A 25,113-nucleotide genomic window follows, 5' to 3' on the forward strand; every position below is an offset into this window, starting at 1 on the left:
CAACCCGTCTGGGCTTCTAGGCTGGAGGGATGAGCGACGACGCAACAGCCGGCATACTGCAACGCCCCTATCTTCTAGCGACGGCGGGTGCCTGCGCGTTGGTCTTTCTGGCAGCGTTTGAATCGATGGCCGTCACCACCATCATGCCGCTGGTGAGTCGCGAGCTGGATGGTGCCGGGCTCTATGCACTGGCCTTCGCCGGGCCTCTCGCCACGGGCGTTATCGGGATGGTCGTCGCGGGGAACTGGGCGGACCGTCGCGGCCCGGCCGCCCCGTTGTACGCGTCCGTGGCCTTGTTCGCGGCAGGGTTGTTGATCGCCGGTACCGCGGTTTCCATGCCGATGCTCGTGGCGGGACGGCTCGTCCAGGGCCTTGGCGGTGGCGCGATGACGGTGGCGCTCTACGTGGTGATCGCCCGGGTCTACCCTGCAAGGCTCCACGCCCAGGTCTTCGCCGCGTTCTCGGCTGCCTGGGTCATTCCATCGATGATCGGTCCTTTCGCCGCGGGTGTCGTTGCCCAGTTGAGCAGCTGGCACTGGGTATTCCTGGGCGTGGTCGGCCTCGTGGTCCCGGCGTTGGCGATGATCCTCCCCGCCATGCGGGGCATGCGCTCCGCGCGAGGCCCAGGGGAGGCGTCTGAAGCCGCCGTTGCGCCTTGGGCGATCGGCCGCATGGGATGGGCCGCGCTCGCAGCCCTCGCCGTCCTCGGCCTGAACCTGTCCGGCCAGGTGCCCGGAGTCGCTTGGGTGATAGCCGCCGTCGCGCTCGCCGTTGCCATGCTGGCCGTGCGGCCGTTGGTTCCCCGCGGCACGCTCCGCGCGCACCGTGGATTGCCGAGCGTCATCCTGATGCGCGGATTCGCCTCCGCAGCCTTTTTCGGTGCTGAGGTGTACGTGCCGTACCTCCTCACGGATCGATACTCCTTCACGCCAGCGTTCGCCGGGCTCGCTTTGACGGGATCGGCGCTCGCCTGGGCCGGTGCCTCCGCCGTCCAAGGACGGCCGGGATCCAGGCTCGGCAGCCCCCTGGCGGTCCGGATCGGTTCCGCGTTGGTGCTCGGTGCCATCGCCGTCCTCCTCGTGACTACGGTGTCCGGGTGGCCGGCAGGGGTGGCGATTGCGGGCTGGCTGTTCGCGGGCGCCGGCATGGGCTTGATGTACCCGCGGCTGAGCGTCATGACCCTGGCTCTCTCCACGCCCGAGGACCAGGGCTTCAACAGTTCGGCAATGTCCATCGCCGATTCCCTCGGGGGTGCCCTCTCGCTCGCCGTGACGGGACTCGTCTTCAGTGCCATGACGACGGCGGCGGCCTCCTTCGCCGCGTCCTTCTCTGGCGTGTTCGCACTGACTGCGGGAATCGCCGTCATCGGACTTCTCATTGCGCCGCGGATTGCAGGGCGGCCGTCCTCGGGTGCTGAAAGCGTGCGGGGCGCCGAGGCGCGCCGAGCCAGCGAGGCGGACGACGTACGGGCCTAGGCCTTTCGGGTGGCCTGTGGCCTTGGCGGCCTGGCGACGGTTGTTTATGACATGGTGGCGAACATGAGGGCCATGGTGGTGGCGCCGAGGGCTTCGAGTCCGTGGTTTGTGCGGGTGTGGGGTGGTGGGGTTGTTTTGGGGTGGTGGGTGGTTTTTTGTCGTCGGGCACGCAGTAGGAGGATGAGGAATATTACTGCTGCGGCTGTGAAGAATGTTGCCGGGAGGATCGCCAGTGCCGGTGAGTGATCGAGTGGTGGGGTTGCCGGGCTGTGGGGCGTTGCTGTCATGGTGTGGTGGGTGGCTGGCATGGGCATTGTCATTGTCTGTGCGGGGGTGGTTCCCGGGGCGGGGGTGGTTCCTTGACTCATCATGGCGATCATGAGGGCTGCGCCGGCCATGGTGAGGGCGTGGTAGGCGCATTTGAGCTGGCCTTGGGCGGTGGTGCAGAGTGTTTTGAATTCGGGGCGGGCGACGGCTTGGATGGTGAACCAGAGGGCGGCGGCGGCCAGGACGGCGATCTGGGCCAGCATGGTGGTGGGGGCGAGGTTCCAGAGCATGGCGGCCATCAGGATGTTCATGAGGGCGTGGAGGATGTTGTTGACCCGGTCCGTGTGTTGGCGGGACCGTGCCGCTTGCAGGGCGTGGTAGCTTCCGCCCAGGAGCAGGGCGGCGGTGAGGGTCCAGGTAATTGCGGGGATGTTGAACACGCGGATCACGCTCTCGCTGCTGGGTTTGGGTGGGGTATGGGTTCAGTCCCCGGTGCGGATGCGGACAGCACCGGGGACTGAAGATCGGGGTGGAAAAAGGGGTGTGGTCCCCGGTGCGGATGCGGACGGCACCGGGGACCACGGTTAGTGCTTGCTTGCCTTTATTGTTCGTTTCCTGTGCTGCAGTGCCCGCCGTTGGTGCCCCGGGTTTCGGTGGGGAGGTTCAGGGTGGGGTTTTGGTTGAAGAAGCCGTGGGGTTCGAGCATGAAGCCGATGTTCTGGCGGGGCATGACGGGCCAGTCTTCGAGACGGACGACGTGGTGCATGCCGAAGGTGTACCAGACCACGAGGTCCTGGTCCACGATGTTCCGGTCCTTTTCGGTCCAGACGTGCAGGCCGTCATCGGCGCCGGTGGACTGGTTCGGGAACTCCCCGGCGGCGAAGCGCTCGGTCCGGTCGTAAGCGGTGACCCAGAGGTTGTTCCGGGCGAACTGGGCACGTTTGGAGACGTAGGACTCGTCCCCGGCCGCGAGCTGGATACCATCGGTGGGGATCAACCGGTACGCGACCGGTTCATCCACGATGTTCCTGCTCTCGTGGTTGACGACCTTCCAGAACCGGTGCTTGCCCGAATCGGTCTTACGGATCGCGGCTTTCTCGGTCTCCAGCAAACGATCCACGGCCATGAACGCGGTATGGGTGGGGTTCTCCCGGGGGATTTCCATGTCCACTTCGTAAACGGCGTTCTTCAGACCATCAAGCTCGAAGTCCATCCGGACGTTGAACATGTGCTGGTGGATCGGGGCGTACAGGCCATCGTTGTTCAGGGACTGACCGTACGGGCTCTTCTCACCAGGCTTCTGCCCGGCAGTGGAAAGAATACCGGTGGCCTTGACCAGGAACTCGATGCTCCCGTCAAGGAAAAGGTGCCAGTAGAACGCGTACTCATAGTTCGCGACCGTAGCAATGAAGGAAATCACCAGCTTCCGGCTGCGCCGGGTCTCGGTGGTGCCCTCACGGAAATCGAAGTGCTTCCACAAAATGGAATCGTCTTCCTCATGCATGCAGATCGCGTTCTCGATCGTCCACGGGTTACCGAGGCTGTCCACGCTATGACCATCGAAGTACTTGATCTCACCCAGGCAGTCACAACCCAACGTCAGGGAGTTGGCCATGTTACCGATGTTGTACTCACCGGAATCAAACGCGTTCTTCTTCGCCTGCACCGGGGCCGTATCACCATAAGGAACAACCATTTCCGACAACGAAGCCCGGTTGATCACCGAACGCTCAACACCCTGATCCCGGAACTTGAGCTGGTGCAGGACCAGACCCTCACGCGGGGTGAAACCAACCCGGAAAGACCAATCAGCCCACTGCACATGATTACCCGTCACCGCGAACGACGCACCCTCGGGCTGGGTGATCTCAATGGGTTTGAGGTCCGTACGGGCCGGACCGACGTACTTGGGCAGGTAATTACCCGAAGCGGCCGGAACCGGGATCGCCTGGTCATCCTCAAGCTTGACGACCTCCCCGGAATTCAAGTCCACGATCACAATGAAATTCTCGATCGGGTGCGCGTACGGGCTATCGTCCGCCTCGTCCCGAACAAAAACCAGGGCACGCATCAAACGCCGGCCCTCATCATCCTCACCGAAATAACCCACGGACCACGGCTCGAAACACACCAAGGACATATCCGTGATCCCGCGCTTGGCCAAAGCAGCCTGAACCTCGGGATTCTTCCGGCAACTCTCCTCACCCTCGGCGAACTCATCCACCATGAACGGCGGCTGAACACCGGCAGCAAGCTGCCTCCACGCATCCACCGTGCCCGTCTCAAGACTCACGACCGCCTCGAACGCACGCCCCTGAGCCCGGTCCACCAGAACCGCGTCCGCCTCACGCGCCACCTGCACACCATTACGCAAATCCGCCTTGGACGGCTCACGCAACTCAACACTGATAAAACGGAACGACTCCCCCGCAGCCGGGCCCTCCTTCAAAATCGAAACCGCACGGGAAATCTCCACCCGCGACAACGGATCCAACGGATGCGCCGTCCCAACAACGGCTTGAGCTTCACTGCTGATAGTCATGATTATCTCCTTGATTGGTCCTGTTCAGGATGAGGATCCCCATGGCCCGGGCAGCCGAATACGGCCCGCGGCATGAGTGGTGTTCGGCGGACGCTGTGGCAGACCCTCTTGTCCTTGGAACTCGTTTAAGGGACACCGAGCCCGGGCTCGCTGCAGCTGACTTGCAAGTGTCCGGTCTGCGCAAACCCGGCATCCCTCACGTCACGAAGGGTCAGCGGAGCTCTGAACTCTACTGGCGTGACGCCGGTCACGTGGTTCCCATGCAGCAAAGCTACGGCAAATAAAACATTTAGTCCAGCCTTTTTTGTGATGATTCGCAGATCAAGCGTCATCAGGAACGCATCGCATGCCGCCGAAGGGTGTTCCGCGGTGCGATCTGCTCCCGACCGGAAGGTTTGATCCTGCGGGGTGGGGTTTGGGCCGACTCCTAGTGCTATCGGAGCGCATCGGATTCCGCGGCTGGGTAGATCAATGAAGCCTGACCCGCAAGACAAGGTGGATGTGATGGTCGCAAGTCCCATAGTTTTAGATCTAATTGAATCGCAGAAAAAAGGGCTGGACTAAATGTTTTATTTGCCGTAGCTTTGCTGCATGAGAACCAAGTGACTCGCATCACGTCAGCGGAGTTCGGAACTGCGATGGCCCTTCGCCAAAGGGTTGCCGGGGTTGCACAGACCGGGCGCATGAAGGTCCGCGCCCAACATCTGCCTAACCCTCTTCAGGCCACGGGCACTTCAACCGCCCAGGCCTCAGGGATCCTCATCCTGAACAAAGAACCAAGGAGAAACCATGGCTCTCAACACAGAAGCCGAGACGCTGGTAGAGGTAGCGCATCCCCCGACCCGACCTCACGTGCCAAGCTCTCCCGGGGGGTCGTCCCCACGAAAAGGATTGAAGTCGGGGCACCCGGCTCCGGGAGAAACCGCGGGGTTCCGTTTCGTCACGGTGTATCGGGATCGGGAAAAGTTATCCCTGCGGACCAGGCTGCTGTTCACGTTTAGTGCGGTCGCCGCTTTGCACGTTGCCTTCTTTGTACTTTGGTTGTCTGGTTCTGCAGGTGCCGCGCAGCCGCTGGGGCTCGGGCTGGTTGTCACCGCGTATGTCGCCGGTATCAAGCACAGTTACGACTGGGACCACCTTGCCGCGATCGACAATTCCACGCGCAAGTTCGTGGCGCAGCATAGGGACCCCGTGAGCGTGGGGTTCGCGTTCAGCCTGGGCCACAGTTCAGTGGTGACCCTCGCCGGGCTGTTGCTGGTGGCTGGAACTGCGTCGATCGGGCAGTTCATGGAGGACGGCACCATGGGGAATAAGGTGCTGGGCTTGGTCGGTAGCGGCGTCTCCGGGCTCTTCCTGCTTGCGATGGGTTTGTTCAACGGCTCGGCATTCGTCCGCGCTACGCAGGTCTATCGGAATGTGCGGGCCGGGGGTGAGCTCCGCGATGAAGACCTTGAGGCTAAAGGCCTCGTTGCGCGACTTCTCGCCAAACCGCTGTCCAAAGTGGAGCGGCCACGGAACATCTATGTCATCGGATTCCTGTTCGGGCTGGGGTTCGATACCGCCACGACCATCGGACTTCTGGTCATCACAGCGACGGCGTCGCTCGCCGGCGTCTCACCGCTCACCTTGATGGCCCTTCCGCTCGCGTTTACCGCTGCCATGACCCTGTGCGACTCCGTCAACGGCGTGGCGATGATGAAGATGTATAAATCTGCCATCCACAACCCGCAGCGCAAGCTCGGCTTCAACGCCGTGATCACTGGCATTTCGGCTGTCTCGGCGCTGTTCATATCTGTGACCACCCTCGGTGGTTTCGTCAACGCGGCGTTCGAGCTCAAGGATCCCGTCACCACATGGTTGGGGCGAATTGACCTCGGCGATGCCGGACTCATCCTGGTGGGACTCTTTGTGCTGGTGTGGGCCGTGTCCGCGTGGCGGGGCAGACGACTTCGCTAGCAATTGCGAGCTCCAAGAGTTTCTTCCAGCAATCCCTAATATCCCGATTTTAACTAGAACTTCCTTCATCCAATCATTCTTCAAAATCGAAGACCCCACCCAAATTAAGGAAAGATAATGAACACAACCCCCGATGAACCGTCGAAAGTTGAAGGGTTCGACCGCCGCTCCCTTCAAGGAGTAGCCAACCTTGATCTCTTGGCAGAGATTCCGACAGACGTTCATGAGAAATCGAGCGCCCGCAGCCTCAAATTAGGACTTGAAGCAGCCGATTCGATCGAAGATCGTACTATTACCACTTTTAGCAGGGGACCGCAACCAGCCTTTGCGGGTATCAAGACCTTTCTCAAAGCTCCCTATTGCGAAGACATCTCTGAGGTTGACCAGTTCGACGTGGCATTTTTGGGGATCCCCTTCGACACCGGAACGACATATCGTCCGGGAACCCGATTCGGACCCCAGTCCGTGAGAAACATTTCCGCCTTGTATGACGGATATAACCTTGACCTTGCAGTAGATCTACAACAAGAAATTAGCATGTGTGATGCTGGGGACGTTTTCGTTATCCCAGGCAACATTGAAAAGACCTTTGATCAGATCGACAAAGCGGTCTCGTACATCATGCAAAAGGGAACATTTCCGGTAATTGTCGGTGGTGATCACTCCATTGGATACCCTACTGTTAGGGGTATCGCGAAGAATTTTGACGGCAACATTGGCATCGTTCATTTTGATCGGCACATCGATATCATGGAAAAAGATATGGATGAACGCATGCACACCACTCATTATTACCATGCCACCAATATTCCGAACGTACGGCCCGAAAACTTGGTCCAGATAGGCATTGGTGGATGGTACGGCGCGCGCCACGGACTCAAAGTGGCAAGGGAACGCGACACAACAGTAATTACGATCGGTGACCTCGAGAATATGGGAATCGACAAGGCCGTTGAGGCGGCCCTGGAAATTGCTTGGAAGGGTTGCGACGCCGTCTATCTTTCTTTCGACATCGATGTCGTCGATGGCGGAATCGCTCCCGGTACAGGCTCTCCGGAACCAGGTGGCCTCATTCCCCGCGAAGCGCTCAAAGCCTTGCGGCAGGTGGCCGCAGAGGGGATTATCGGCATGGAAGTCGTCGAAATCTCGCCTCCGTACGATACATCCGAGTCGACAGCGCAACTCGGATGCAGGGCGATCCTGGACGTTCTTGGAACCATGGTAAAGACTGAGCAGATCGGCTCCCGTTCCGCTAAAGGCAAGCGACCCGGAACCCAGGGCATTCACGGCGAGCCACTCGGCGGTTGGGATCCGAAGAGCATTCTCGACCCAGAGGCCACCCGACGTGGGTAAGGGTTAGAAACTGATGCGTGTCACGAGGGCGGGGTAGGGAGTGAGGCCTCCAGAATAGGGGTGCTTACTCCCACCGCCCTCGGAGGCCGCGACTTGTCCCACGCTAGCTGCACCTGCGCGCCGGCGCGCACGCCTTTCGAGCTGCCCGCTGCCCAGATGCCCGTGATTGAGCGCAGCAGCTCCTTCAGCGAGGTCAACGATCTGGCCGCCCCTCGGGCGAAGCCCACCATTGCGCGATCGTCTGGGCCCCTGCCCAGTTGTGCGCCCACAACATCGCTGTGTTCGCGACTCCCGGCAAGAATGCTCGGGACGCCCAGCGAATTACGTCTCCAAGCACTTGGATTACTTGCTTCCCGCCAAACATTCGCACCCAACGGCGAGGATTCAACTTCCCAACACCACGCTGCTAGCATCGCCGCTGACAGCACTGCCCGAAGGATTCGGCATGACAATACACAACCGAAGCAATCCCGCTGCCCGGACCGAAGTGCCCCGGCTCGAGGACAAGACCATCCAGCCAATCCCGCTGAACGAACGCCATGGAACGGCCCGGGATCTCTTTACCATCTGGTTTGGCTCCAACATCATGATCATGACCATGGTGACCGGCGGCCTCGCCACCACCGTGTTCGGGCTCGGCTTTGTGCCCGCCATCGTCGGAATCATCCTTGGAAACGCCGTCGGTGCCATCTTCATGGCCCTGCACGCGGCCCAGGGACCGCAGCTGGGTGTGGCGCAGATGATCCAGACCCGCGGCCAGTTCGGTTCCTACGGGGCGTTGCTGATCGTCGTGCTCGTGGTGGTCATGTACCTCGGGTTTTTCGCCGCGAACCTCGTCTTCGGCGGCGAAGCGCTAGCCGCAGTCAGCCCGGGCATCAGTGATGATGCGGGCATCGTTGTCATTGGGGTGGTGAGTGTTGTTGCCACGATTTTCGGCTACCGAATCATCCACGCCTATGCACGCTTCTTGAGCATCGTGGCCGGGTTGGCGCTGGTCCTGGCCTTCGTCTGGATCCTTTTTGTCCACGGATTGCCCTCCACCTTCCTTAGCGAGGGCAACTTTACCTGGGCTGGCTTCATGGGCACCGTCTCCGTTGCCGCCCTCTGGCAACTCGCGTACGCTCCGTACGTTTCGGACTACTCCCGCTATTTGCCTCAAGGCACCGGCTCGACTCCGGCTTTCTGGGCATCCTATTCCGGTTGCGTCTTGGGATCGCTCTTCCCGATGATCCTCGGCGCCTTGGTGGGAACTCTCGCGGTCACTATGGGGGCCGACGCAGCCAACGTCCAGATCCCAGGCAGCATGGGCGCCTTGCTCCAGCCATGGACCATGGTAGTCATGGGGATCTTTTGCCTCGGAGTCGCAGCGCAAAATTCCATTAATCTCTACTGCGGAGTCTTGTGCAGCCTCACGATTGGGCAGACGTTCAAGCCGAGCTGGTTGCCTCGCGCCAAGACCCGAAGCGTTGCGGCAATTCTCCTGTTCACCGTCGCTCTCATGGTCTCGCTTTTCGCACGCGACAACTTCATCCTCTTCTACACGAACTTCCTCTCCTTCCTGATGTACGTACTGGTCCCTTGGACAGCCATCAACCTGGTGGACTACTACCTCCTCCGGCACGGCGACTACAAGGTTGAAGACTTCTTCAAGCGCGACGGCGGAGTCTACGGGAGGTTCAACTGGGTTGCGATCGGTGCCTACCTGGCCGGCGCCCTCATCCAGGTTCCGTTCTCGGCAACGGCGGTCTACACCGGACCCGTCGCGGCAGCCATGGGCGGAGTGGACATCTCCTGGATCGTCGGGCTGGGCGTGGTGTCACCGCTCTACTACGTCGCGGCACGGGTGTTCCGGAAGAAGCCAGTGACATCGTCCCTCGAGGCCCTTTCACTCGAAAGCGACCTGGTCTGACCCAAATTTACGTTGGTCTCCTGCCCGGATTCGCGGAGTTTCCGGGCAGGAGGCCTCTTTTTATCTGCTGAGGGCTACGTGGTGTACAGCAGCGAGAGTCCCAAGTGGGGAACGTCCAGAGCCACTCTGTGCTGGTTTGGAGCTCCAGACTTGATCCGCTCGCCCACCAGGTACTTCCCGGAGTTGCCGAGAATGACGCGGTTGCTGGCGTTGATGAGGGCGGCATCCCTTGGGATCGCGCGCAAGTTTGGCATGATGAGGGGTTCTAAGTCCTTGATCCGAATGTCGCATCCCGCAACCCCTGTGAAGTTTCCATGGACGAAAAACGGTTCCGTGAACGAGAGAATGTATTCCTCGAAGCCGAGATAGTCCAGATACGGGCCCCAGAGAGTCTGCTCACCTGTGGAAGCTGCGGTCGAGAAGAACGGTAGCTTCTCATAGTCGTAATATCGGTCACTGCCCGGGGTCCGGTCAGCGTCCAGCCTTTCCATGCCATCGGAGTTCTTGCGGAACCACCATTCGAAGGCTCTGCCACCCGCCTCAACGGATTCCGCGGCGAAAAATGTCCCGGCGCCCACAGCAAAAGAGTTCCTCGCCAAAAACTCCCGCGCGACTTCTTCGAGTCCTACCCGTGCAGCCTTATCGACTTTGGACTTGCCGGCGAGATTCTGCTCAAGGAGCGAGGCAACGTTCCTGACGAGTTCCGTGGTCTCCGTCGAGACGCCGTTTATCCACGCACTGAGGACATTAGCAGCATGTGCGACTTCATAGTCGGTGTTCATTGGCCATCCTGAATTGTTTCGGCGTAACACGAGGTGAGTTTCCTGATCAGGTGGAGGGTGTTTCGTCTGATGTTCTCAAACGCGAGTTTCTGGGCTTTCTCGGGTTGGCCGTAGTTAAACGGCCAGGCCAGTCCCAAGTGTTCAACGGTTTCCGCATCCGGATCAAAATGCTGTGGCGAGGGGTTCATTGGCCACCCTGACTTGATGCAGCGTAACTCAGGGTGAGTTTCGTGTCGATGAGGTGGAAGATATTCCGCTTGATGTGCTCAAGTATCAGTTTCTGGGCTTTCTCGGGTTGGTCCTGGGCTATTGCCCGGACCAATTCCAAATGTTCGGCGGTTGCCAACTCCGGATCAAATGCCACAGTGAGTGGGGTCCAGAGCTGTTGAACTGTTTCTTCCTGAAGCCGGATTTCGGCATTCGCAAGCCTCGGTGATTGCGCGGCTACGGCCAACTCAATGTGGAAGCGGCTGTCAGCAGGTGCTCGCGCTTCCGGAGTCGCGGCCAGAACCAATGCTCGCGCAAGTTCCTGAAGACGATCGACGTCGTGTGCTTCCGCGCGCTCGCATGCCAGACGGACGGTCGTGGCGGAAATAGCGGAATGCTCGTCTCCAATGTCGCGTATTTCCGAAATAGATGTCGAAAGAAACCAATCCCGTATGGTGTCGGTCTGGGCTGGAGGCTGGTTCACGACGAAGGTTCCTCCACTGCGGCCTCTCCGGGTCTCGACGACACCCTGTTCGCGAAGCTCCGCCAAAGCTTCGCGAAGGGTGGCGCCGCCAACTCCGAACATGTCAGAGAGTGTCGCTTCGGGGGGCAGCCGTTCACCTACTTTGAGCAGACCTAGCCCGATCGCCTTGGAAATCCTTTCGACTATCGCGTCGGCCCTCTCGATTTCCGGCAGGGAGCGGTATATCTGCGACTGGAAAGAGGTTTGCGAGGCCAAAAGTCTGCGCTCCGAAAGTGGGCTACGGGATGTGTCAATACTAACTAACTAATAGCAAACTGCAGCGGCGTTCGCTGGTACCCAGACGACGGGTCTCAGGCTGTTCCGCGTACCCCAATCCTTAAGGGTAGTTAGAACCGTCAGAAAATAGCGTTACCCCTGCAGGTTTGCTTCGAGATCATGGATATCAATCAGAAGGACCCATTCGGCCTTTATGGCCGTTTGCCGAATCGAAGGGACCAAATCGTGAATCCGACAGCTAACGCGACGCGTGCGGTGTATAGCACTACGAGTGATATTGTGCGTAATTTGGCGCTTGTCAGGGATGAGGTCGCGGACACGGCGGCCAAGATTGATGTGCAGGAGTTGGCTGGTCTTGCGGGGCATCTTGGCCAGCCGGGCCGGGTGTTCGTCGCCGGGGCGGGCCGGAGCGGTCTGGTGTTGCGCATGGCCGGGATGAGGCTGATGCATTTGGGTTTGACGGTCCATATTGCCGGGGATACCACTACTCCGGCAATCGCGTCCGGGGACCTGCTCTTGGTGGCTTCGGGGTCGGGAACGACCTCGGGTGTGGTCAAGTCCGCGGAAACCGCGGCGAAGGCCGGGGCGCGTATTGCCGCGTTCACCACCAATCGGGAATCGCCGCTGGCCGGGCTGGCCGACGCGTTGGTGATCATTCCCGCCGCGCAGAAGACCGATCACGGTTCGAGTGTTTCGCGCCAGTACTCCGGTTCCCTGTTCGAGCAGGTGTTGTTCCTGGCTACCGAGGCTTTGTTCCAGTCGCTGTGGGAAAACGCCGACGAACCGGCTGAACAGCTGTGGCTCAGGCACGCCAACCTCGAATAACCACCCCCGGGTTACCGGCCCCGGTCTGGCTGGCCCCGGGTTACTGGTCCCTGGTTTAGCGGGGCCCCCGTTTTTTCCATCACCATCTCTGCAGTTCCCTACAGAAAGATAAAATCATCATGAAACTCCAAGTTGCCGTGGACCTCCTCACGACCGAAGACGCTCTCGAACTGGCCGGCAAGGTTGCCGAGTACGTGGACATCATTGAGTTGGGTACCCCGTTGATCAAGGCTGCCGGGCTTGCTGTCGTCACTGCTGTGAAGGAAGCCCACCCGGACAAGATCGTTTTCGCTGACATGAAGACCATGGACGCGGGGGAGCTTGAAGCCGATATCGCTTTCAAGGCCGGCGCGGACCTGGTTACGGTGCTGGGTAGCGCTGATGACTCCACCATTGCCGGTGCGGTCAAGGCAGCCAAGGCCCACAACAAGGGCATCGTGGTTGACCTTATCGGTGTGGCCGACAAGGTTAGCCGTGCGAAGGAAGTCCGTGCGCTGGGTGCGAAGTTCGTCGAGATGCACGCGGGCCTGGACGAGCAGGCTCAGCCCGGTTACGACCTGAACGGTCTGCTCAGTGCCGGAGCCGAAGCGCGTGTTCCGTTCTCCGTGGCCGGTGGCGTGAACCTGTCCACCATCGCCGCCGTGCAGCAGGCCGGCGCTGATGTCGCCGTCGCCGGTGGCGCGATCTACGGTGCGGCCGACCCGGCCCTGGCAGCCAAGGCACTGCGCGCCGCGATCGTCTAGGCATCCGAGTTACGGTGGCGTCCCGCGGCCTCAGGGCTGCGGGACGCCACCACCTCTGGGCGTAAGGGCCAGGCATGATTCAGACACTTAAGACAGCCGGAGGAAGGCGCAGGGTACCCAAGCAGCAGCCTGTCCAGGAATGGGCTTCCCTGCAGCGCGGGAATTGTGTCGAGGTCTGGTCCGATGGTTCGTTCCTGTACATAGCCTTCGTCGATGACCGTGCCGAGGACGGCCACCTGCTCTGGGTCATCGAGAACGGCACCGGCTCCCGCCGTCTTTTTGTTCGTGATGATCCCATCACGCTGTATTCGATCTAAGACACACCACACCCGCATATGAGGGGTGGCACATTTGGGGGGACCCTGGTCCCTGGGAAGGAAGCTGTAGCATGCGTGGTCAGACCGCGGAGCATTTGGAAGTCCTCGTTACCGAGCCTGCTCGGCTTGAGGAGTTGCTCGACGATGCAGAAGCCATGCTCCGGCAAGTAGCGCTACCCCAAAAAATTCGAGGCATCCTGGTCACCCGCCATGATCCTCATCGATATACGCTCGCGCTCAGCGACACGGTTCCCTTTGGTGAGACCCGCGAGCAGATCCTCTCGTGACCGTCGGTCGATGGCCGCACCGCTCGTAAAAGCTAGAAGGCAACAATGTCTGTTACTTACCTTGATGCGGGTGTCAGGTCCGGGCATAACCCCCTCCGGGACCCGAGGGACCGCCGTCTGAACCGCATCGCCGGGCCGTCATCGCTGGTGCTCTTCGGAGTCACCGGTGATCTTGCCCGTAAGAAACTCCTGCCCGCCGTGTACGACCTCGCCAACCGGGGGCTGTTGCCGCCAAGCTTCACGCTGGTCGGATTCGCCCGGCAGAACCGGGAGAATGAGGATTTTGCGGCTGGGCTAAAGGAAGCCGTCAAAGCGTATTCCCGGACGCCGTTTGATGAGGTGGTGTGGGGCCAGCTTGCCGAGGGTATCCGTTTCGTGCAGGGGGAGTTCGACGACGACGACGCTTTTAGGCGGCTTGCCGAGACTCTGGATGAGCTGGATGAGACCCGCGGGACGCGGGGGAATCATGCGTTCTATCTCTCGATTCCGCCCAAGGCCTTCGAGCAGGTCTGCCGGCAGCTTTCCCGCCACGGTCTGGCGCGGGCCGGGGACGGGCAGTGGCGGCGGGTGGTGATCGAGAAGCCCTTCGGTCATGACCTGGAATCCGCCCGGCAGCTGAACGATATTGTGGAGTCCGTGTTCCCGCCGGACGCGGTGTTCCGCATCGATCATTACCTGGGCAAGGAAACGGTGCAGAACATCCTGGCGCTGCGTTTCGCGAACCAGCTCTTCGAGCCGCTCTGGAACGCGAACTATGTGGACCATGTCCAGATCACGATGGCCGAGGACATCGGCACGGGGGGCCGTGCAGGGTATTACGACGGCGTCGGGGCGGCACGGGACGTGATCCAGAACCACCTTTTGCAGTTGCTCGCGTTGACGGCCATGGAAGAGCCGATTTCCTTCAACGCCGATGACCTGCGGGCCGAGAAGGAAAAGGTCCTGGCCGCGGTCAGGCTGCCCGAGGACCTGTCCACCCACTCGGCCCGGGGCCAGTTCACCGGCGGCTGGCAAGGCGGGGAACTGGTCCAGGGGTATTTGGACGAGGACGGCATCCCGGCCGATTCGAAGACCGAAACCTTCGCCGCGATCCGCCTGGATATCCATACCCGGCGCTGGGCCGGGGCACCGTTTTACCTGCGTGCCGGTAAACGCCTCGGGCGCCGGGTCACGGAGATCGCCGTGGTGTTCAAACGCGCACCGAACCTGCTCTTCCGCGGGCACGGGGAGGATGACTTCGGTCAGAACGCCGTGGTGATCCGGGTCCAGCCCGACGAGGGCGCCACGATCCGGTTCGGGTCCAAGGTCCCGGGCACGCAGATGGAAGTCCGCGACGTGACCATGGACTTCGGCTACGGGCACTCCTTCACCGAGTCCAGCCCCGAAGCGTACGAACGGCTCATCCTGGACGTGCTCCTGGGCGAACCCCCGCTGTTCCCGCGGCACGCCGAAGTCGAGGAGTCCTGGAAGATCCTTGACCCGTTCGAGGACTACTGGGCATCCCTGGACGAACAGCCCGAACCCTACGCTCCCGGCAGCTGGGGCCCGGCCTCGGCCGATGAGCTGCTTGCCCGCGACGGACGAACCTGGAGAAGGCCATGATCGTAGACCTGCCGGACACCACCACCTCCAAGATCTCCAAGAAGATCACCTCCCTGCGCGAGCAAGGAGGCGTGATCGCCCTCGGACGCGTCCTGACCCTGGTGGTCGTGACCACATCCGGGCTGGAAGAAGAAGCCATCGAGGCAGCCAACGACGCCAGCCGCGAACACCCCTGCCGCATCATCGTCCTCGCGGACGCCGGCGCCCAGGCACCGACCCGCCTCGACGCCCAGATCCGGGTCGGCGGGGACGCCGGGGCCTCGGAAGTCATCGTGCTGCGCGGCTACGGGGAACTCGCCAAGGAAAGCGAATCCCTCGTCGCGGCCCTGCTCCTGCCCGACGCACCCATCGTGGCCTGGTGGCCGAACGGCGCCCCCGAGAACGCCTGCGAGACCTCCATCGGACGCATCGCGCACCGCCGGATCACCGACTCCGCCAACGAACCCGACCCCGCAGCAGCACTGGCCCGGATCCGGGAAACCTACCGGGCAGGAGACACCGACCTCGCCTGGACACGCCTGAGCAACTGGCGCATCCAACTCGCCGCCGCCCTGGACCAAGTAGATGCATGGTCCGTCACGGCGATCGAGGTCGAGGGCGCCTCCGATTCACCCAGCACCATGCTGCTGGCCGCCTGGCTCCACCGGGCCCTGGACGCCCCCGTCACGATCGTCGCGGACCCCACCAACCACGGGATCAGAGGCGTCCGCCTGTCCCTGGCCTCCGGCGACATCCGGCTGCACCGCCCAGGCCTGACCATCGCCGAACTCACCCAACCAGGCCAGCCCGCCCAACGGATCTCCCTCCCACACCGCAGCCTGCGGGACTGCCTCGCCGAAGAACTACGCCGCCTCCACCCCGACGACGTCTTCGGCGAAACCATACGCAGCCTAGACACTTCAAAACAGCACCAAGAAAACCGCATAACACTGACCGGCAGCACGGAACCACGCAGCAACCACGACCAATTGACACTGATCGCCGTCTAAGCGCCGGCCAGGTTCTGGCATCAGTAACGACCGGAACTACAAGCACGTTCGCAGACTATCTCGACGGACGTGCCCCTTACGCGCGGACCTCGAAGCAGGGGATTATTTCCCGACGAACCACGAAAGAGCCCCGGTGGGGGGCCCGCGCCGACGCCTTCGGCCATCATTTCATGGTGTCTGGAGCCTGATAGCTAGGTTCCGATCTTCAATCAGAACAGGAGAGGTGCTAGTCGAGACGACAGTTCGCGGGCCGCTTCCGCATGTTCACAGATAGCAGGGAACCGTTCCGAGGGGCCCGAGAGGCAGAAGGCTGCGCCGACCGACCCGTCCGGCAGTCTCACTGGAAGTGCCAGGCTGGCGGTTCCCTGTGCTAATTCGTTGATTTCCGATGCCTCGCCTGTGAACCGTATTTCCGCGAGTTGCTCTTCCAGTTGCCCCCTGTCTGTGATCGTGTGCTGCGTCAGCTTCATCAATGGCTCCCCCCGGGGAGGGGAGGTCGAATCGCCGAGTTCAGCGAGCATCAGTTTCCCTGCGGCGGAAGCGTGTGGATACCGGAGCATTTCGAATGCTGGTTGGAGCGGGTAATCCGGATCTTCATCTGCGATTCTGAGGGAACCGTTCCGGAACATGATGAGGTGCACTGCGAAGCGGTTTCCATGGCGGAATTCAGCTATGACGGCGCGGGCCGCCGTGGTAACGGTGGGCGGGGTCGCAGCCGTAATCAGGCCTGAAATTGCGTGTCCGAGTGCGAATCCGCGGAGGTCGGAGGTGCGGGCCAGGTATTCGTCCGCGACGAGCGCATTCAAAACCCGGTAGGCGGTCGCCGGGGGCATTTGCAGAGCATCAGTGATCTCTTTCGCGGTAGTCCCGGTGCCGAACCGTGCCACGATCTCCAGAATCCTGAGCGGGTTTGATGCTGTGCTGGGCTTGGAACGTGTGGGCCTGTAGTTCATGGGGTGGGCCCGCCTTGAAACAAGTCCAATTCCCGCGTCTCGTCGTAGATACCGACGGACGCCAGACGCCCAGGCAAGCGAACGCGCAGAAACAGCGCATAAAGGATGCTGGCGAGGAGGACACCGCCGTAGATGACGGCCTGCAGGCTACCTGTGTGAATTGATACCGCCGCAGCCGTCCAGAACACTGCCCCGAGCGTCAGGGAGGTTGCGGCTCCCAGTATCCAACTGGCGTAGGTGTTCTCTCCTATCCGGCGCAGGAAGAAGGGCAGGGAAGCGCTGGCAAGCAAATAGGAACCCAAATATCCGTAGGCGCCCAGCATGAAGAGGTTTACGAGGCTCTGATCAGGACTGGCATCGGAGATGACCACCGCGATGGGAACGAGGGCAACCACCGGCATGACGACCATGATTGCCATTGAAGGAGTTCGAAAGACGGGATGGGTCCGCCCGACCATTCGTGGTGCAACGCCTTCTCTGCCCATACAGAAAAATATCCGGGCGAGGGCATTCACGGAGGCGATCGCACACGCAAACCACGACGCTGCGATTCCCAGGTCAAGGACTGCAGCGGATACCGGAGAAGTCTGTGAAAAAAGGGCTGACAACGGAGTTGAGCTGGCTGCGATGTTCACTGGTGCCCCTTTAAGGGCGACGTCCTGGGCGGTCACCGCAATAAGACAAAGCACGCCCATCAGGATGGGGGTCCACGTGATGGCCCGTGGGACGGTGACGAAGGGGCGGTGAGCCTCGCCTCCCAGAGTGGTCGGGCTTTCGAAACCGACGAAGGCGCTTATGGCCACGACGATTCCGATCGGTAACGAGTCAAAATTTCCGTTCCAGGCAAGCACGCTCCCGAGACTGACCTTCGGCGCGTTGACGGCGAAGTAGACAATCATGAGGACGGCGAGGACTCCGATCGAAACGGACTCCATCAACAGCGTGAACCACGCCGATATTCGGATCCCCCTCACCATGAGGAGGCAGGCGGCGGCAGCGGCGGCAAGAATGACCAGCACTGCGAACACCTTCGGATTCCCGACGGGGAGTCCGAGATTGAGGAATAACTGACTGACATATATGCCCACAAGCAGCAAGCTGGCCATGGCAACGAGGCCGTAACCGAACATGGCCGACCAGCCAGCGGTGATTGCCGTCCGTTGGCCAAGTCCCTTGGCTGTGTAGCTGTAGAGGCCGCTGACGGCAGCCATGCGCTTTGCCATCGGTCTCAGACAGAAGGAAACCAGGACCATGACCGCCATGGCCGCCCCGAATGTCAGCACAAGGTTCGGTCCGGTTGATCCAAAGACAAGACCCGGAAACACAAGAGCCGGAATGACGGACATTGCACCCGCCGGCGCCACCCCGGCTACGGCCTGCGCGAAGACGGGCAAGAAGGAAAGCTTACGGCGCCTCAGGCCCTCTACCGGGGAGCGGGGAGTAATGAAGCGGTCACCGCGGGCAGACACTATTTACCAACTTTCCGTCCGATGGGCACGCTCGTGTTGCTTCTGAGGGGACGCAAGTAATCGGCCCGAGGTGCAGAACATTAGCATTCCCGGGCCGTCTGCGATAGCCGCTGTCATGTTTCCGAATGTTTCCAACATGTTAACTGCAGTGGGAAAACGTGGTCCGGAATTTCTCAGTGAAATCTTTATGAATGACTCGCCTAAATGAATTCACTGCCGTAGTTTTGCTACGTGAAAGGAAGCGGTGACCGGCATCACATCGGCAGGGCTCGGAGCAGAGCCCGGTCGACGCTCTAGAAGAGGATGCCGGATTTGCGGAGGGTCCCCCTCCGGCCCCACCTGGGTTTCCCGGGGGGATCTTCAGCACAGCCACATTTGCACCAAGGATGAGCGCTTCTAACAAAGACGGACATTCCTGAGAATCCACGGACATTTGTGCCTATTGCCCCCTACGGGAATACATGCGTATGACGCGGGGCGGTGTTTGATGACGCCCGGGCCTTGGGGATCCTCATCCTGAACAGGACCAATCAAGGAGATAATCATGACTATCAGCAGTGAAGCTCAAGCCGTTGTTGGGACGGCGCATCCGTTGGATCCGTTGTCGCGGGTGGAGATTTCCCGTGCGGTTTCGATTTTGAAGGAGGGCCCGGCTGCGGGGGAGTCGTTCCGTTTTATCAGTGTTGAGTTGCGTGAGCCGTCCAAGGCGGATTTGCGTAATGGTGTGCAGGTGGCGCGTGAGGCGGACGCGGTTCTGGTGGACCGGGCTCAGGGGCGTGCGTTCGAGGCGGTCGTGAGTCTTGAGACGGGCACGGTGGATGCGTGGAGGCAGCTTGCTGCCGGTGTTCAGCCGCCGTTCATGGTGGATGAGTTCGCCGAGGGTGAGGAGAGTTGCCGGAAGAATCCCGAGGTTCAGGCTGCTTTGGCCAAGCGCGGGATCACGGATATGTCCTTGGTGTGTTTCGAGCCGTGGTCCGTGGGTTATTTCGGTGAGGATGATGAGGGCCGGCGTTTGATGCGTGCCCTGGTTTTTGTTCGGGACGAGGCGGACGATAGCCCGTACGCGCACCCGATCGAGAATTTCATTGTGATCGTGGACTTGAATTCCGGGGAGGTCGTCAAGCTTGAGGATGACCAGGCGATCCCGGTTCCGGCCGCTTCGGGTAATTACCTGCCCAAGTACGTCGGTCCGGCCCGTACGGACCTCAAACCCATTGAGATCACCCAGCCCGAGGGTGCGTCGTTCACGGTGACGGGTAATCATGTGCAGTGGGCTGATTGGTCTTTCCGGGTTGGTTTCACCCCGCGTGAGGGTCTGGTCCTGCACCAGCTCAAGTTCCGGGATCAGGGTGTTGAGCGTCCGGTGATCAACCGGGCTTCGTTGTCGGAAATGGTTGTTCCTTATGGTGATACGGCCCCGGTGCAGGCGAAGAAGAACGCGTTTGATTCCGGTGAGTACAACATCGGTAACATGGCCAACTCCCTGACGTTGGGTTGTGACTGCCTGGGTGAGATCAAGTACTTCGATGGTCATAGCGTGGACAGCCTCGGTAACCCGTGGACGATCGAGAACGCGATCTGCATGCATGAGGAAGACGATTCCATTTTGTGGAAGCACTTCGATTTCCGTGAGGGCACCACCGAGACCCGGCGCAGCCGGAAGCTGGTGATTTCCTTCATTGCTACGGTCGCGAACTATGAGTACGCGTTCTACTGGCACCTTTTCCTTGACGGGAGCATCGAGTTCCTGGTCAAGGCCACCGGTATTCTTTCCACTGCCGGGCAGAAGCCTGGTGAGAAGAGCCCGTACGGTCAGTCCCTGAACAACGATGGCCTGTACGCCCCGATCCACCAGCACATGTTCAACGTCCGGATGGACTTCGAGCTTGATGGTCTGAAGAACGCCGTTTACGAAGTGGACATGGAAATCCCCCGGGAGAACCCCACCCATACCGCGTTCATGGCCGTGGATCGTTTGCTGGAGACCGAGAAAGCCGCGATCCGTAAGACCGATTCGGGCAAGCACCGGTTCTGGAAGGTCGTCAACCACGAGAGCAGGAACATCGTGGATGAACCGGTCGCGTACCGGTTGATCCCCACCGATGGTATCCAGCTCGCGGCCGGGGACGAGTCCTACGTCTCCAAACGTGCCCAGTTCGCCCGGAACAACCTCTGGGTCACCGCTTACGACCGGACCGAGCGCTTCGCCGCCGGGGAGTTCCCGAACCAGTCCACCGGCGCCGATGACGGCCTGCACGTCTGGACCGAAAAGGACCGGAACATCGTGGACCAGGACCTCGTGGTCTGGTACACCTTCGGCATGCACCACGTCGTCCGTCTCGAAGACTGGCCCGTCATGCCCCGCCAGAACATCGGCTTCATGCTCGAACCCCACGGCTTCTTCAACCAAAACCCCACCCTGAACCTCCCCACCGAAACCCGGGGCACCAACGGCGGGCACTGCAGCACAGGAAACGAACAATGAGCCGGCAGAGCTCCGTGGGGAACGCTCCTTCCCGGTCGGGTTCCCAGCCGGGTAAGTTGAAGGCCAACACCCTGGGGTTGTGGGATGTTGTTTTCATGGCTGTCGCGACGTCTGCACCGATTACGGTCATGAGCGGTAACGTTCCGATTTCGGTGGGTTATGGCGTCGGAACCGGGACTCCGGCAACGTACATCTGGGCGACGGTGATCTTGTCGGTTTTTGCGGTCGCGTATGTCACGATGGCCCGTTACGTGACGTCGACGGCGGCGTTTTACGGATTTATTTCCCGTGGGTTGGGGCGTGTGTTTGGTCTGGGGACCGGTTATATGGTCACTTTCAGCTACATCGTCTTTGAGGCCAGCATCATCGGTATTTTCGCTTACTTCGGTCAGTTGGCTTTCAAGGATCAACTGGGGCTGGATGTGAATTGGGTGGTCATTGCGCTGTCCGGTCTGATCCTGATCGGAGTGCTGACTTACTTTGAGATCAGCATGGCAGCGAAAATCCTGACGTTGCTGCTGGCTACCGAGATCGGGATTCTGGCCGTCATGGCCTTCGGTGTGCTCTTCCACGGCGGAGGCCCTGACGGGCTGATGCCTCAGACGCTGAACCCGGTAAATGTGTTCCTGCCAGGCGGCCTGTCGGTCGCCGCACCGGGACTGGCGATGTTCATCGCGTTCTGGTCCTGGACCGGGTTTGAATCGACGGTGATGTACGGGGAGGAATCCAAGAACCCGAAGAAGATCATCCCTATCGCCACGATGATCGCGGTCACCGGTGTCGGTGTCTTCTACACGTTTGTCTCCTGGATGTCTGTTGCCGGTAACGGTGGCGCGCAAGCCATTGCCTTGGCGCAAAGCGCCAATCCCCTGGACATGTTCTTCCACCCCACGGACGTCTTTGTCGGCCACGGGTGGGTTCTGGCCATGGAATGGCTGATGATGACCGGATCCTTCGCTTGCGCCATGGCTTTCCATAACGCCGCGGCACGGTACATGTATTCGCTGGGACGGGAAGGAGTGCTGCCCGGCGTCTTTGGCAAGACCCATGCGAAGCACGGGTCCCCGCACGTCGCGTCGTTTGTCCAGACAGGCATTGCAATCACGTGGATCCTTGGGTTCTTCTTCTTGAATCAGGACCCCTACGCGGATCTGTTTACCATTCTGGCTGTCCTCGGGACCTTCTCGCTCCTGATTGTGCAGACCCTCACCATGGCCGCCGTGTTCAACTACTTCCGACACCATCACCCGGAAGAAAAGATGTGGCGCACCAAGATCGCTCCGATACTTGGTGGAGCGGGAATGGTGTGTGTTGTCATCATGATGATCACGAACCTGGATACCGCTGCCGGGCCTGCGGCCTCGACCTTGCTCTTCAAGCTCATCCCTTACATCACCGTCGGGCTCTTCGTCGTGGGTGCAGGCCAGGCCCTTTACCTGCGGAAAACCAACCCGGTCAAGTACGAAACCATCGGCCACGTTGCCCTCGCTGACGACCACGGCCTGGTCCTGGATGAAGAAGACGTCACGCATCTTAGCCCGGTCGAGCTCGGTGTCGCCAAGGCCCTTCAGGAGACCCGCGGGAAGCTCACCCTGAGCGATGAACTCGAACTCGAACGCGAACTCGAACGGGAGGACGACCTGCGCTAGAGAAACAGCCGGTCCCCGGTGCGGCCCGCAACCGCACCGGGAACCGAACCCCTACCCAACCCTCAATCCGGCAGTGAGTGGGTGATCCGCATATTACGGTCCCCGTAATTACCGAACCCGCCACTACCCTTAGCATTCCCGGGCCGTCTGCGATAGCCGCTGTCATGTTTCCGAATGTTTCCAACATGTTAACTGCAGTGGGAAAACGTGGTCCGGAATTTCTCAGTGAAATCTTTATGAATGACTCGCCTAAATGAATTCACTGCCGTAGTTTTGCTACGTGAAAGGAAGCGGTGACCGGCATCACATCGGCAGGGCTCGGAGCAGAGCCCGGTCGACGCTCTAGAAGAGGATGCCGGATTTGCGGAGGGTCCCCCTCCGGCCCCACCTGGGTTTCCCGGGGGGATCTTCAGCACAGCCACATTTGCACCAAGGATGAGCGCTTCTAACAAAGACGGACATTCCTGAGAATCCACGGACATTTGTGCCTATTGCCCCCTACGGGAATACATGCGTATGACGCGGGGCGGTGTTTGATGACGCCCGGGCCTTGGGGATCCTCATCCTGAACAGGACCAATCAAGGAGATAATCATGACTATCAGCAGTGAAGCTCAAGCCGTTGTTGGGACGGCGCATCCGTTGGATCCGTTGTCGCGGGTGGAGATTTCCCGTGCGGTTTCGATTTTGAAGGAGGGCCCGGCTGCGGGGGAGTCGTTCCGTTTTATCAGTGTTGAGTTGCGTGAGCCGTCCAAGGCGGATTTGCGTAATGGTGTGCAGGTGGCGCGTGAGGCGGACGCGGTTCTGGTGGACCGGGCTCAGGGGCGTGCGTTCGAGGCGGTCGTGAGTCTTGAGACGGGCACGGTGGATGCGTGGAGGCAGCTTGCTGCCGGTGTTCAGCCGCCGTTCATGGTGGATGAGTTCGCCGAGGGTGAGGAGAGTTGCCGGAAGAATCCCGAGGTTCAGGCTGCTTTGGCCAAGCGCGGGATCACGGATATGTCCTTGGTGTGTTTCGAGCCGTGGTCCGTGGGTTATTTCGGTGAGGATGATGAGGGCCGGCGTTTGATGCGTGCCCTGGTTTTTGTTCGGGACGAGGCGGACGATAGCCCGTACGCGCACCCGATCGAGAATTTCATTGTGATCGTGGACTTGAATTCCGGGGAGGTCGTCAAGCTTGAGGATGACCAGGCGATCCCGGTTCCGGCCGCTTCGGGTAATTACCTGCCCAAGTACGTCGGTCCGGCCCGTACGGACCTCAAACCCATTGAGATCACCCAGCCCGAGGGTGCGTCGTTCACGGTGACGGGTAATCATGTGCAGTGGGCTGATTGGTCTTTCCGGGTTGGTTTCACCCCGCGTGAGGGTCTGGTCCTGCACCAGCTCAAGTTCCGGGATCAGGGTGTTGAGCGTCCGGTGATCAACCGGGCTTCGTTGTCGGAAATGGTTGTTCCTTATGGTGATACGGCCCCGGTGCAGGCGAAGAAGAACGCGTTTGATTCCGGTGAGTACAACATCGGTAACATGGCCAACTCCCTGACGTTGGGTTGTGACTGCCTGGGTGAGATCAAGTACTTCGATGGTCATAGCGTGGACAGCCTCGGTAACCCGTGGACGATCGAGAACGCGATCTGCATGCATGAGGAAGACGATTCCATTTTGTGGAAGCACTTCGATTTCCGTGAGGGCACCACCGAGACCCGGCGCAGCCGGAAGCTGGTGATTTCCTTCATTGCTACGGTCGCGAACTATGAGTACGCGTTCTACTGGCACCTTTTCCTTGACGGGAGCATCGAGTTCCTGGTCAAGGCCACCGGTATTCTTTCCACTGCCGGGCAGAAGCCTGGTGAGAAGAGCCCGTACGGTCAGTCCCTGAACAACGATGGCCTGTACGCCCCGATCCACCAGCACATGTTCAACGTCCGGATGGACTTCGAGCTTGATGGTCTGAAGAACGCCGTTTACGAAGTGGACATGGAAATCCCCCGGAGAACCCCACCCATACCGCGTTCATGGCCGTGGATCGTTTGCTGGAGACCGAGAAAGCCGCGATCCGTAAGACCGATTCGGGCAAGCACCGGTTCTGGAAGGTCGTCAACCACGAGAGCAGGAACATCGTGGATGAACCGGTCGCGTACCGGTTGATCCCCACCGATGGTATCCAGCTCGCGGCCGGGGACGAGTCCTACGTCTCCAAACGTGCCCAGTTCGCCCGGAACAACCTCTGGGTCACCGCTTACGACCGGACCGAGCGCTTCGCCGCCGGGGAGTTCCCGAACCAGTCCACCGGCGCCGATGACGGCCTGCACGTCTGGACCGAAAAGGACCGGAACATCGTGGACCAGGACCTCGTGGTCTGGTACACCTTCGGCATGCACCACGTCGTCCGTCTCGAAGACTGGCCCGTCATGCCCCGCCAGAACATCGGCTTCATGCTCGAACCCCACGGCTTCTTCAACCAAAACCCCACCCTGAACCTCCCCACCGAAACCCGGGGCACCAACGGCGGGCACTGCAGCACAGGAAACGAACAATAAAGGCAAGCAA

The 25,113-nt window shown here is 60.5% G+C and carries 21 protein-coding genes and 1 pseudogene; 14 read left to right on the forward strand and 8 right to left on the reverse strand.

Translation table 11 applies throughout. From position 1 onward, the window contains the following. The first annotated feature begins 29 nt into the window (after nt 1–29). On the forward strand, nt 30–1,475 hold the full coding sequence (locus ABD884_RS00340) for an MFS transporter (RefSeq protein WP_345033340.1): 1,446 nt from the start codon (nt 30–32) through the stop codon (nt 1,473–1,475). 44 nt (nt 1,476–1,519) lie between these two features. Here ABD884_RS00340 and ABD884_RS00345 read toward each other — a convergent pair whose 3' ends face one another. Both ABD884_RS00345 and ABD884_RS00350 read right to left on the reverse strand, forming a co-directional pair. Further along, a complete protein-coding gene (locus tag ABD884_RS00345; RefSeq protein WP_345033343.1) occupies nt 1,520–2,182 on the reverse strand; it encodes a DUF5134 domain-containing protein in 663 nt (220 codons plus the stop codon). A gap of 161 nt (nt 2,183–2,343) precedes the next feature. Continuing rightward, nucleotides 2,344–4,284 carry a primary-amine oxidase gene (locus ABD884_RS00350; RefSeq protein WP_345033344.1) on the reverse strand — a complete coding sequence of 647 codons (1,941 nt, stop codon included), beginning with the start codon at nt 4,282–4,284 and terminating at the stop codon, nt 2,344–2,346. A gap of 41 nt (nt 4,285–4,325) precedes the next feature. Between ABD884_RS00350 and ABD884_RS00355 the strand changes: the two genes are divergently transcribed. From ABD884_RS00355 to speB, 3 genes are all read left to right on the forward strand, one after another. Continuing rightward, entirely contained in the window at nt 4,326–4,568 is a 243-nt protein-coding gene (locus ABD884_RS00355) for a hypothetical protein (protein ID WP_345033345.1), read from the forward strand. A gap of 505 nt (nt 4,569–5,073) precedes the next feature. Continuing rightward, the gene (locus tag ABD884_RS00360; RefSeq protein WP_345033350.1) at nt 5,074–6,240 is read left to right on the forward strand and encodes a HoxN/HupN/NixA family nickel/cobalt transporter; all 1,167 of its coding nucleotides are present in this window, start codon (nt 5,074–5,076) and stop codon (nt 6,238–6,240) included. 117 nt (nt 6,241–6,357) lie between these two features. Continuing rightward, entirely contained in the window at nt 6,358–7,593 is a 1,236-nt protein-coding gene (gene speB / locus ABD884_RS00365) for an agmatinase (protein ID WP_345033351.1), read from the forward strand. A 20-nt stretch (nt 7,594–7,613) separates the two neighbouring features. On the opposite strand, the gene ABD884_RS00370 is transcribed toward speB, so the two are convergent. Further along, nucleotides 7,614–8,045: a hypothetical protein gene (locus ABD884_RS00370; RefSeq protein WP_345033352.1), complete on the reverse strand. Its 432-nt coding sequence runs from the start codon at nt 8,043–8,045 to the stop codon at nt 7,614–7,616. Here ABD884_RS00370 and ABD884_RS00375 point away from each other — a divergent pair. Next, nucleotides 8,039–9,502, forward strand: coding sequence for a purine-cytosine permease family protein (locus ABD884_RS00375; protein WP_345033355.1), 1,464 nt, complete (start codon nt 8,039–8,041; stop codon nt 9,500–9,502). The two genes, ABD884_RS00370 and ABD884_RS00375, sit on opposite strands and share 7 nt — an antisense overlap. Before the next feature lie 74 nt (nt 9,503–9,576). Here ABD884_RS00375 and ABD884_RS00380 read toward each other — a convergent pair whose 3' ends face one another. From ABD884_RS00380 to ABD884_RS00390, 3 genes are read right to left on the reverse strand one after another with little or no spacing between them, the layout of a single operon-like run. Beyond that, nucleotides 9,577–10,284 (reverse strand): cache domain-containing protein, encoded by a 708-nt coding sequence (locus ABD884_RS00380; protein WP_345033358.1) that lies wholly within the window; start codon nt 10,282–10,284, stop codon nt 9,577–9,579. Then, the gene (locus ABD884_RS00385; protein WP_345033360.1) at nt 10,281–10,472 is read right to left on the reverse strand and encodes a hypothetical protein; all 192 of its coding nucleotides are present in this window, start codon (nt 10,470–10,472) and stop codon (nt 10,281–10,283) included. The genes ABD884_RS00380 and ABD884_RS00385 overlap by 4 nt, the downstream gene beginning before the upstream one ends. After that, on the reverse strand, nt 10,469–11,230 hold the full coding sequence (locus ABD884_RS00390) for a FadR/GntR family transcriptional regulator (RefSeq protein WP_345033361.1): 762 nt from the start codon (nt 11,228–11,230) through the stop codon (nt 10,469–10,471). Before ABD884_RS00390 ends, ABD884_RS00385 begins: the two co-directional genes overlap by 4 nt. 246 nt (nt 11,231–11,476) lie before the next feature. Between ABD884_RS00390 and hxlB the strand changes: the two genes are divergently transcribed. The 6 genes from hxlB to ABD884_RS00420 all read left to right on the forward strand — a co-directional run bounded on the left by hxlB (nt 11,477) and on the right by ABD884_RS00420 (nt 16,014). Beyond that, nucleotides 11,477–12,076, forward strand: coding sequence for a 6-phospho-3-hexuloisomerase (gene hxlB / locus ABD884_RS00395; protein ID WP_345033365.1), 600 nt, complete (start codon nt 11,477–11,479; stop codon nt 12,074–12,076). A 119-nt stretch (nt 12,077–12,195) separates the two neighbouring features. Beyond that, nucleotides 12,196–12,819, forward strand: coding sequence for a 3-hexulose-6-phosphate synthase (gene hxlA, locus ABD884_RS00400; RefSeq protein ID WP_345033371.1), 624 nt, complete (start codon nt 12,196–12,198; stop codon nt 12,817–12,819). Nucleotides 12,820–12,893: 74 nt separating this feature from the next. Beyond that, the gene (locus ABD884_RS00405) at nt 12,894–13,136 is read left to right on the forward strand and encodes a hypothetical protein (RefSeq protein WP_345033372.1); all 243 of its coding nucleotides are present in this window, start codon (nt 12,894–12,896) and stop codon (nt 13,134–13,136) included. Between the two features lie 71 nt (nt 13,137–13,207). Continuing rightward, nucleotides 13,208–13,423, forward strand: coding sequence for a hypothetical protein (locus tag ABD884_RS00410; protein ID WP_345033375.1), 216 nt, complete (start codon nt 13,208–13,210; stop codon nt 13,421–13,423). Between the two features lie 45 nt (nt 13,424–13,468). Then, nucleotides 13,469–15,025, forward strand: a complete 1,557-nt coding sequence (gene zwf / locus ABD884_RS00415; RefSeq protein ID WP_345033383.1) for a glucose-6-phosphate dehydrogenase — start codon at nt 13,469–13,471, stop codon at nt 15,023–15,025. After that, complete coding sequence (locus ABD884_RS00420) at nt 15,022–16,014, forward strand: glucose-6-phosphate dehydrogenase assembly protein OpcA (protein ID WP_345033393.1); 993 nt, start codon at nt 15,022–15,024, stop codon at nt 16,012–16,014. Before zwf ends, ABD884_RS00420 begins: the two co-directional genes overlap by 4 nt. 209 nt (nt 16,015–16,223) lie before the next feature. Here the strand turns inward: ABD884_RS00420 and ABD884_RS00425 are convergent, their stop codons facing one another. Both ABD884_RS00425 and ABD884_RS00430 read right to left on the reverse strand, forming a co-directional pair. After that, nucleotides 16,224–16,967 (reverse strand): IclR family transcriptional regulator, encoded by a 744-nt coding sequence (locus tag ABD884_RS00425; RefSeq protein WP_345033394.1) that lies wholly within the window; start codon nt 16,965–16,967, stop codon nt 16,224–16,226. Continuing rightward, the gene (locus ABD884_RS00430; RefSeq protein WP_345033399.1) at nt 16,964–18,436 is read right to left on the reverse strand and encodes an APC family permease; all 1,473 of its coding nucleotides are present in this window, start codon (nt 18,434–18,436) and stop codon (nt 16,964–16,966) included. Before ABD884_RS00430 ends, ABD884_RS00425 begins: the two co-directional genes overlap by 4 nt. Before the next feature lie 544 nt (nt 18,437–18,980). Here ABD884_RS00430 and ABD884_RS00435 point away from each other — a divergent pair. From ABD884_RS00435 to ABD884_RS00445, 3 genes and pseudogenes are all read left to right on the forward strand, one after another. Further along, nucleotides 18,981–20,921 (forward strand): primary-amine oxidase, encoded by a 1,941-nt coding sequence (locus tag ABD884_RS00435; protein WP_345033404.1) that lies wholly within the window; start codon nt 18,981–18,983, stop codon nt 20,919–20,921. Then, nucleotides 20,918–22,570, forward strand: coding sequence for an APC family permease (locus tag ABD884_RS00440; RefSeq protein ID WP_345033409.1), 1,653 nt, complete (start codon nt 20,918–20,920; stop codon nt 22,568–22,570). The genes ABD884_RS00435 and ABD884_RS00440 overlap by 4 nt, the downstream gene beginning before the upstream one ends. A gap of 593 nt (nt 22,571–23,163) precedes the next feature. Continuing rightward, a pseudogene (locus ABD884_RS00445) lies at nt 23,164–25,103 on the forward strand (primary-amine oxidase). Nucleotides 25,104–25,113 lie beyond the last annotated feature (10 nt).

Source organism: Arthrobacter methylotrophus, assembly GCF_039539965.1.
Lineage (GTDB): Bacteria > Actinomycetota > Actinomycetes > Actinomycetales > Micrococcaceae > Arthrobacter > Arthrobacter methylotrophus.

Bases quoted from the DNA above. Each gene is read 5' to 3' on its own strand.
- ABD884_RS00340 (WP_345033340.1), top strand. From the start codon at position 30: ATGAGCGACGACGCAACAGCCGGCATACTGCAACGCCCCTATCTTCTA.
- ABD884_RS00350 (WP_345033344.1), bottom strand. From the start codon at position 4,284: ATGACTATCAGCAGTGAAGCTCAAGCCGTTGTTGGGACGGCGCATCCG.
- ABD884_RS00355 (WP_345033345.1), top strand. From the start codon at position 4,326: ATGGCCCGGGCAGCCGAATACGGCCCGCGGCATGAGTGGTGTTCGGCG.
- ABD884_RS00360 (WP_345033350.1), top strand. From the start codon at position 5,074: ATGGCTCTCAACACAGAAGCCGAGACGCTGGTAGAGGTAGCGCATCCC.
- speB (WP_345033351.1), top strand. From the start codon at position 6,358: ATGAACACAACCCCCGATGAACCGTCGAAAGTTGAAGGGTTCGACCGC.
- ABD884_RS00375 (WP_345033355.1), top strand. From the start codon at position 8,039: ATGACAATACACAACCGAAGCAATCCCGCTGCCCGGACCGAAGTGCCC.
- ABD884_RS00380 (WP_345033358.1), bottom strand. From the start codon at position 10,284: ATGAACACCGACTATGAAGTCGCACATGCTGCTAATGTCCTCAGTGCG.
- ABD884_RS00385 (WP_345033360.1), bottom strand. From the start codon at position 10,472: ATGAACCCCTCGCCACAGCATTTTGATCCGGATGCGGAAACCGTTGAA.
- hxlA (WP_345033371.1), top strand. From the start codon at position 12,196: ATGAAACTCCAAGTTGCCGTGGACCTCCTCACGACCGAAGACGCTCTC.
- ABD884_RS00405 (WP_345033372.1), top strand. From the start codon at position 12,894: ATGATTCAGACACTTAAGACAGCCGGAGGAAGGCGCAGGGTACCCAAG.
- ABD884_RS00410 (WP_345033375.1), top strand. From the start codon at position 13,208: ATGCGTGGTCAGACCGCGGAGCATTTGGAAGTCCTCGTTACCGAGCCT.
- zwf (WP_345033383.1), top strand. From the start codon at position 13,469: ATGTCTGTTACTTACCTTGATGCGGGTGTCAGGTCCGGGCATAACCCC.
- ABD884_RS00420 (WP_345033393.1), top strand. From the start codon at position 15,022: ATGATCGTAGACCTGCCGGACACCACCACCTCCAAGATCTCCAAGAAG.
- ABD884_RS00425 (WP_345033394.1), bottom strand. From the start codon at position 16,967: ATGAACTACAGGCCCACACGTTCCAAGCCCAGCACAGCATCAAACCCG.
- ABD884_RS00435 (WP_345033404.1), top strand. From the start codon at position 18,981: ATGACTATCAGCAGTGAAGCTCAAGCCGTTGTTGGGACGGCGCATCCG.
- ABD884_RS00440 (WP_345033409.1), top strand. From the start codon at position 20,918: ATGAGCCGGCAGAGCTCCGTGGGGAACGCTCCTTCCCGGTCGGGTTCC.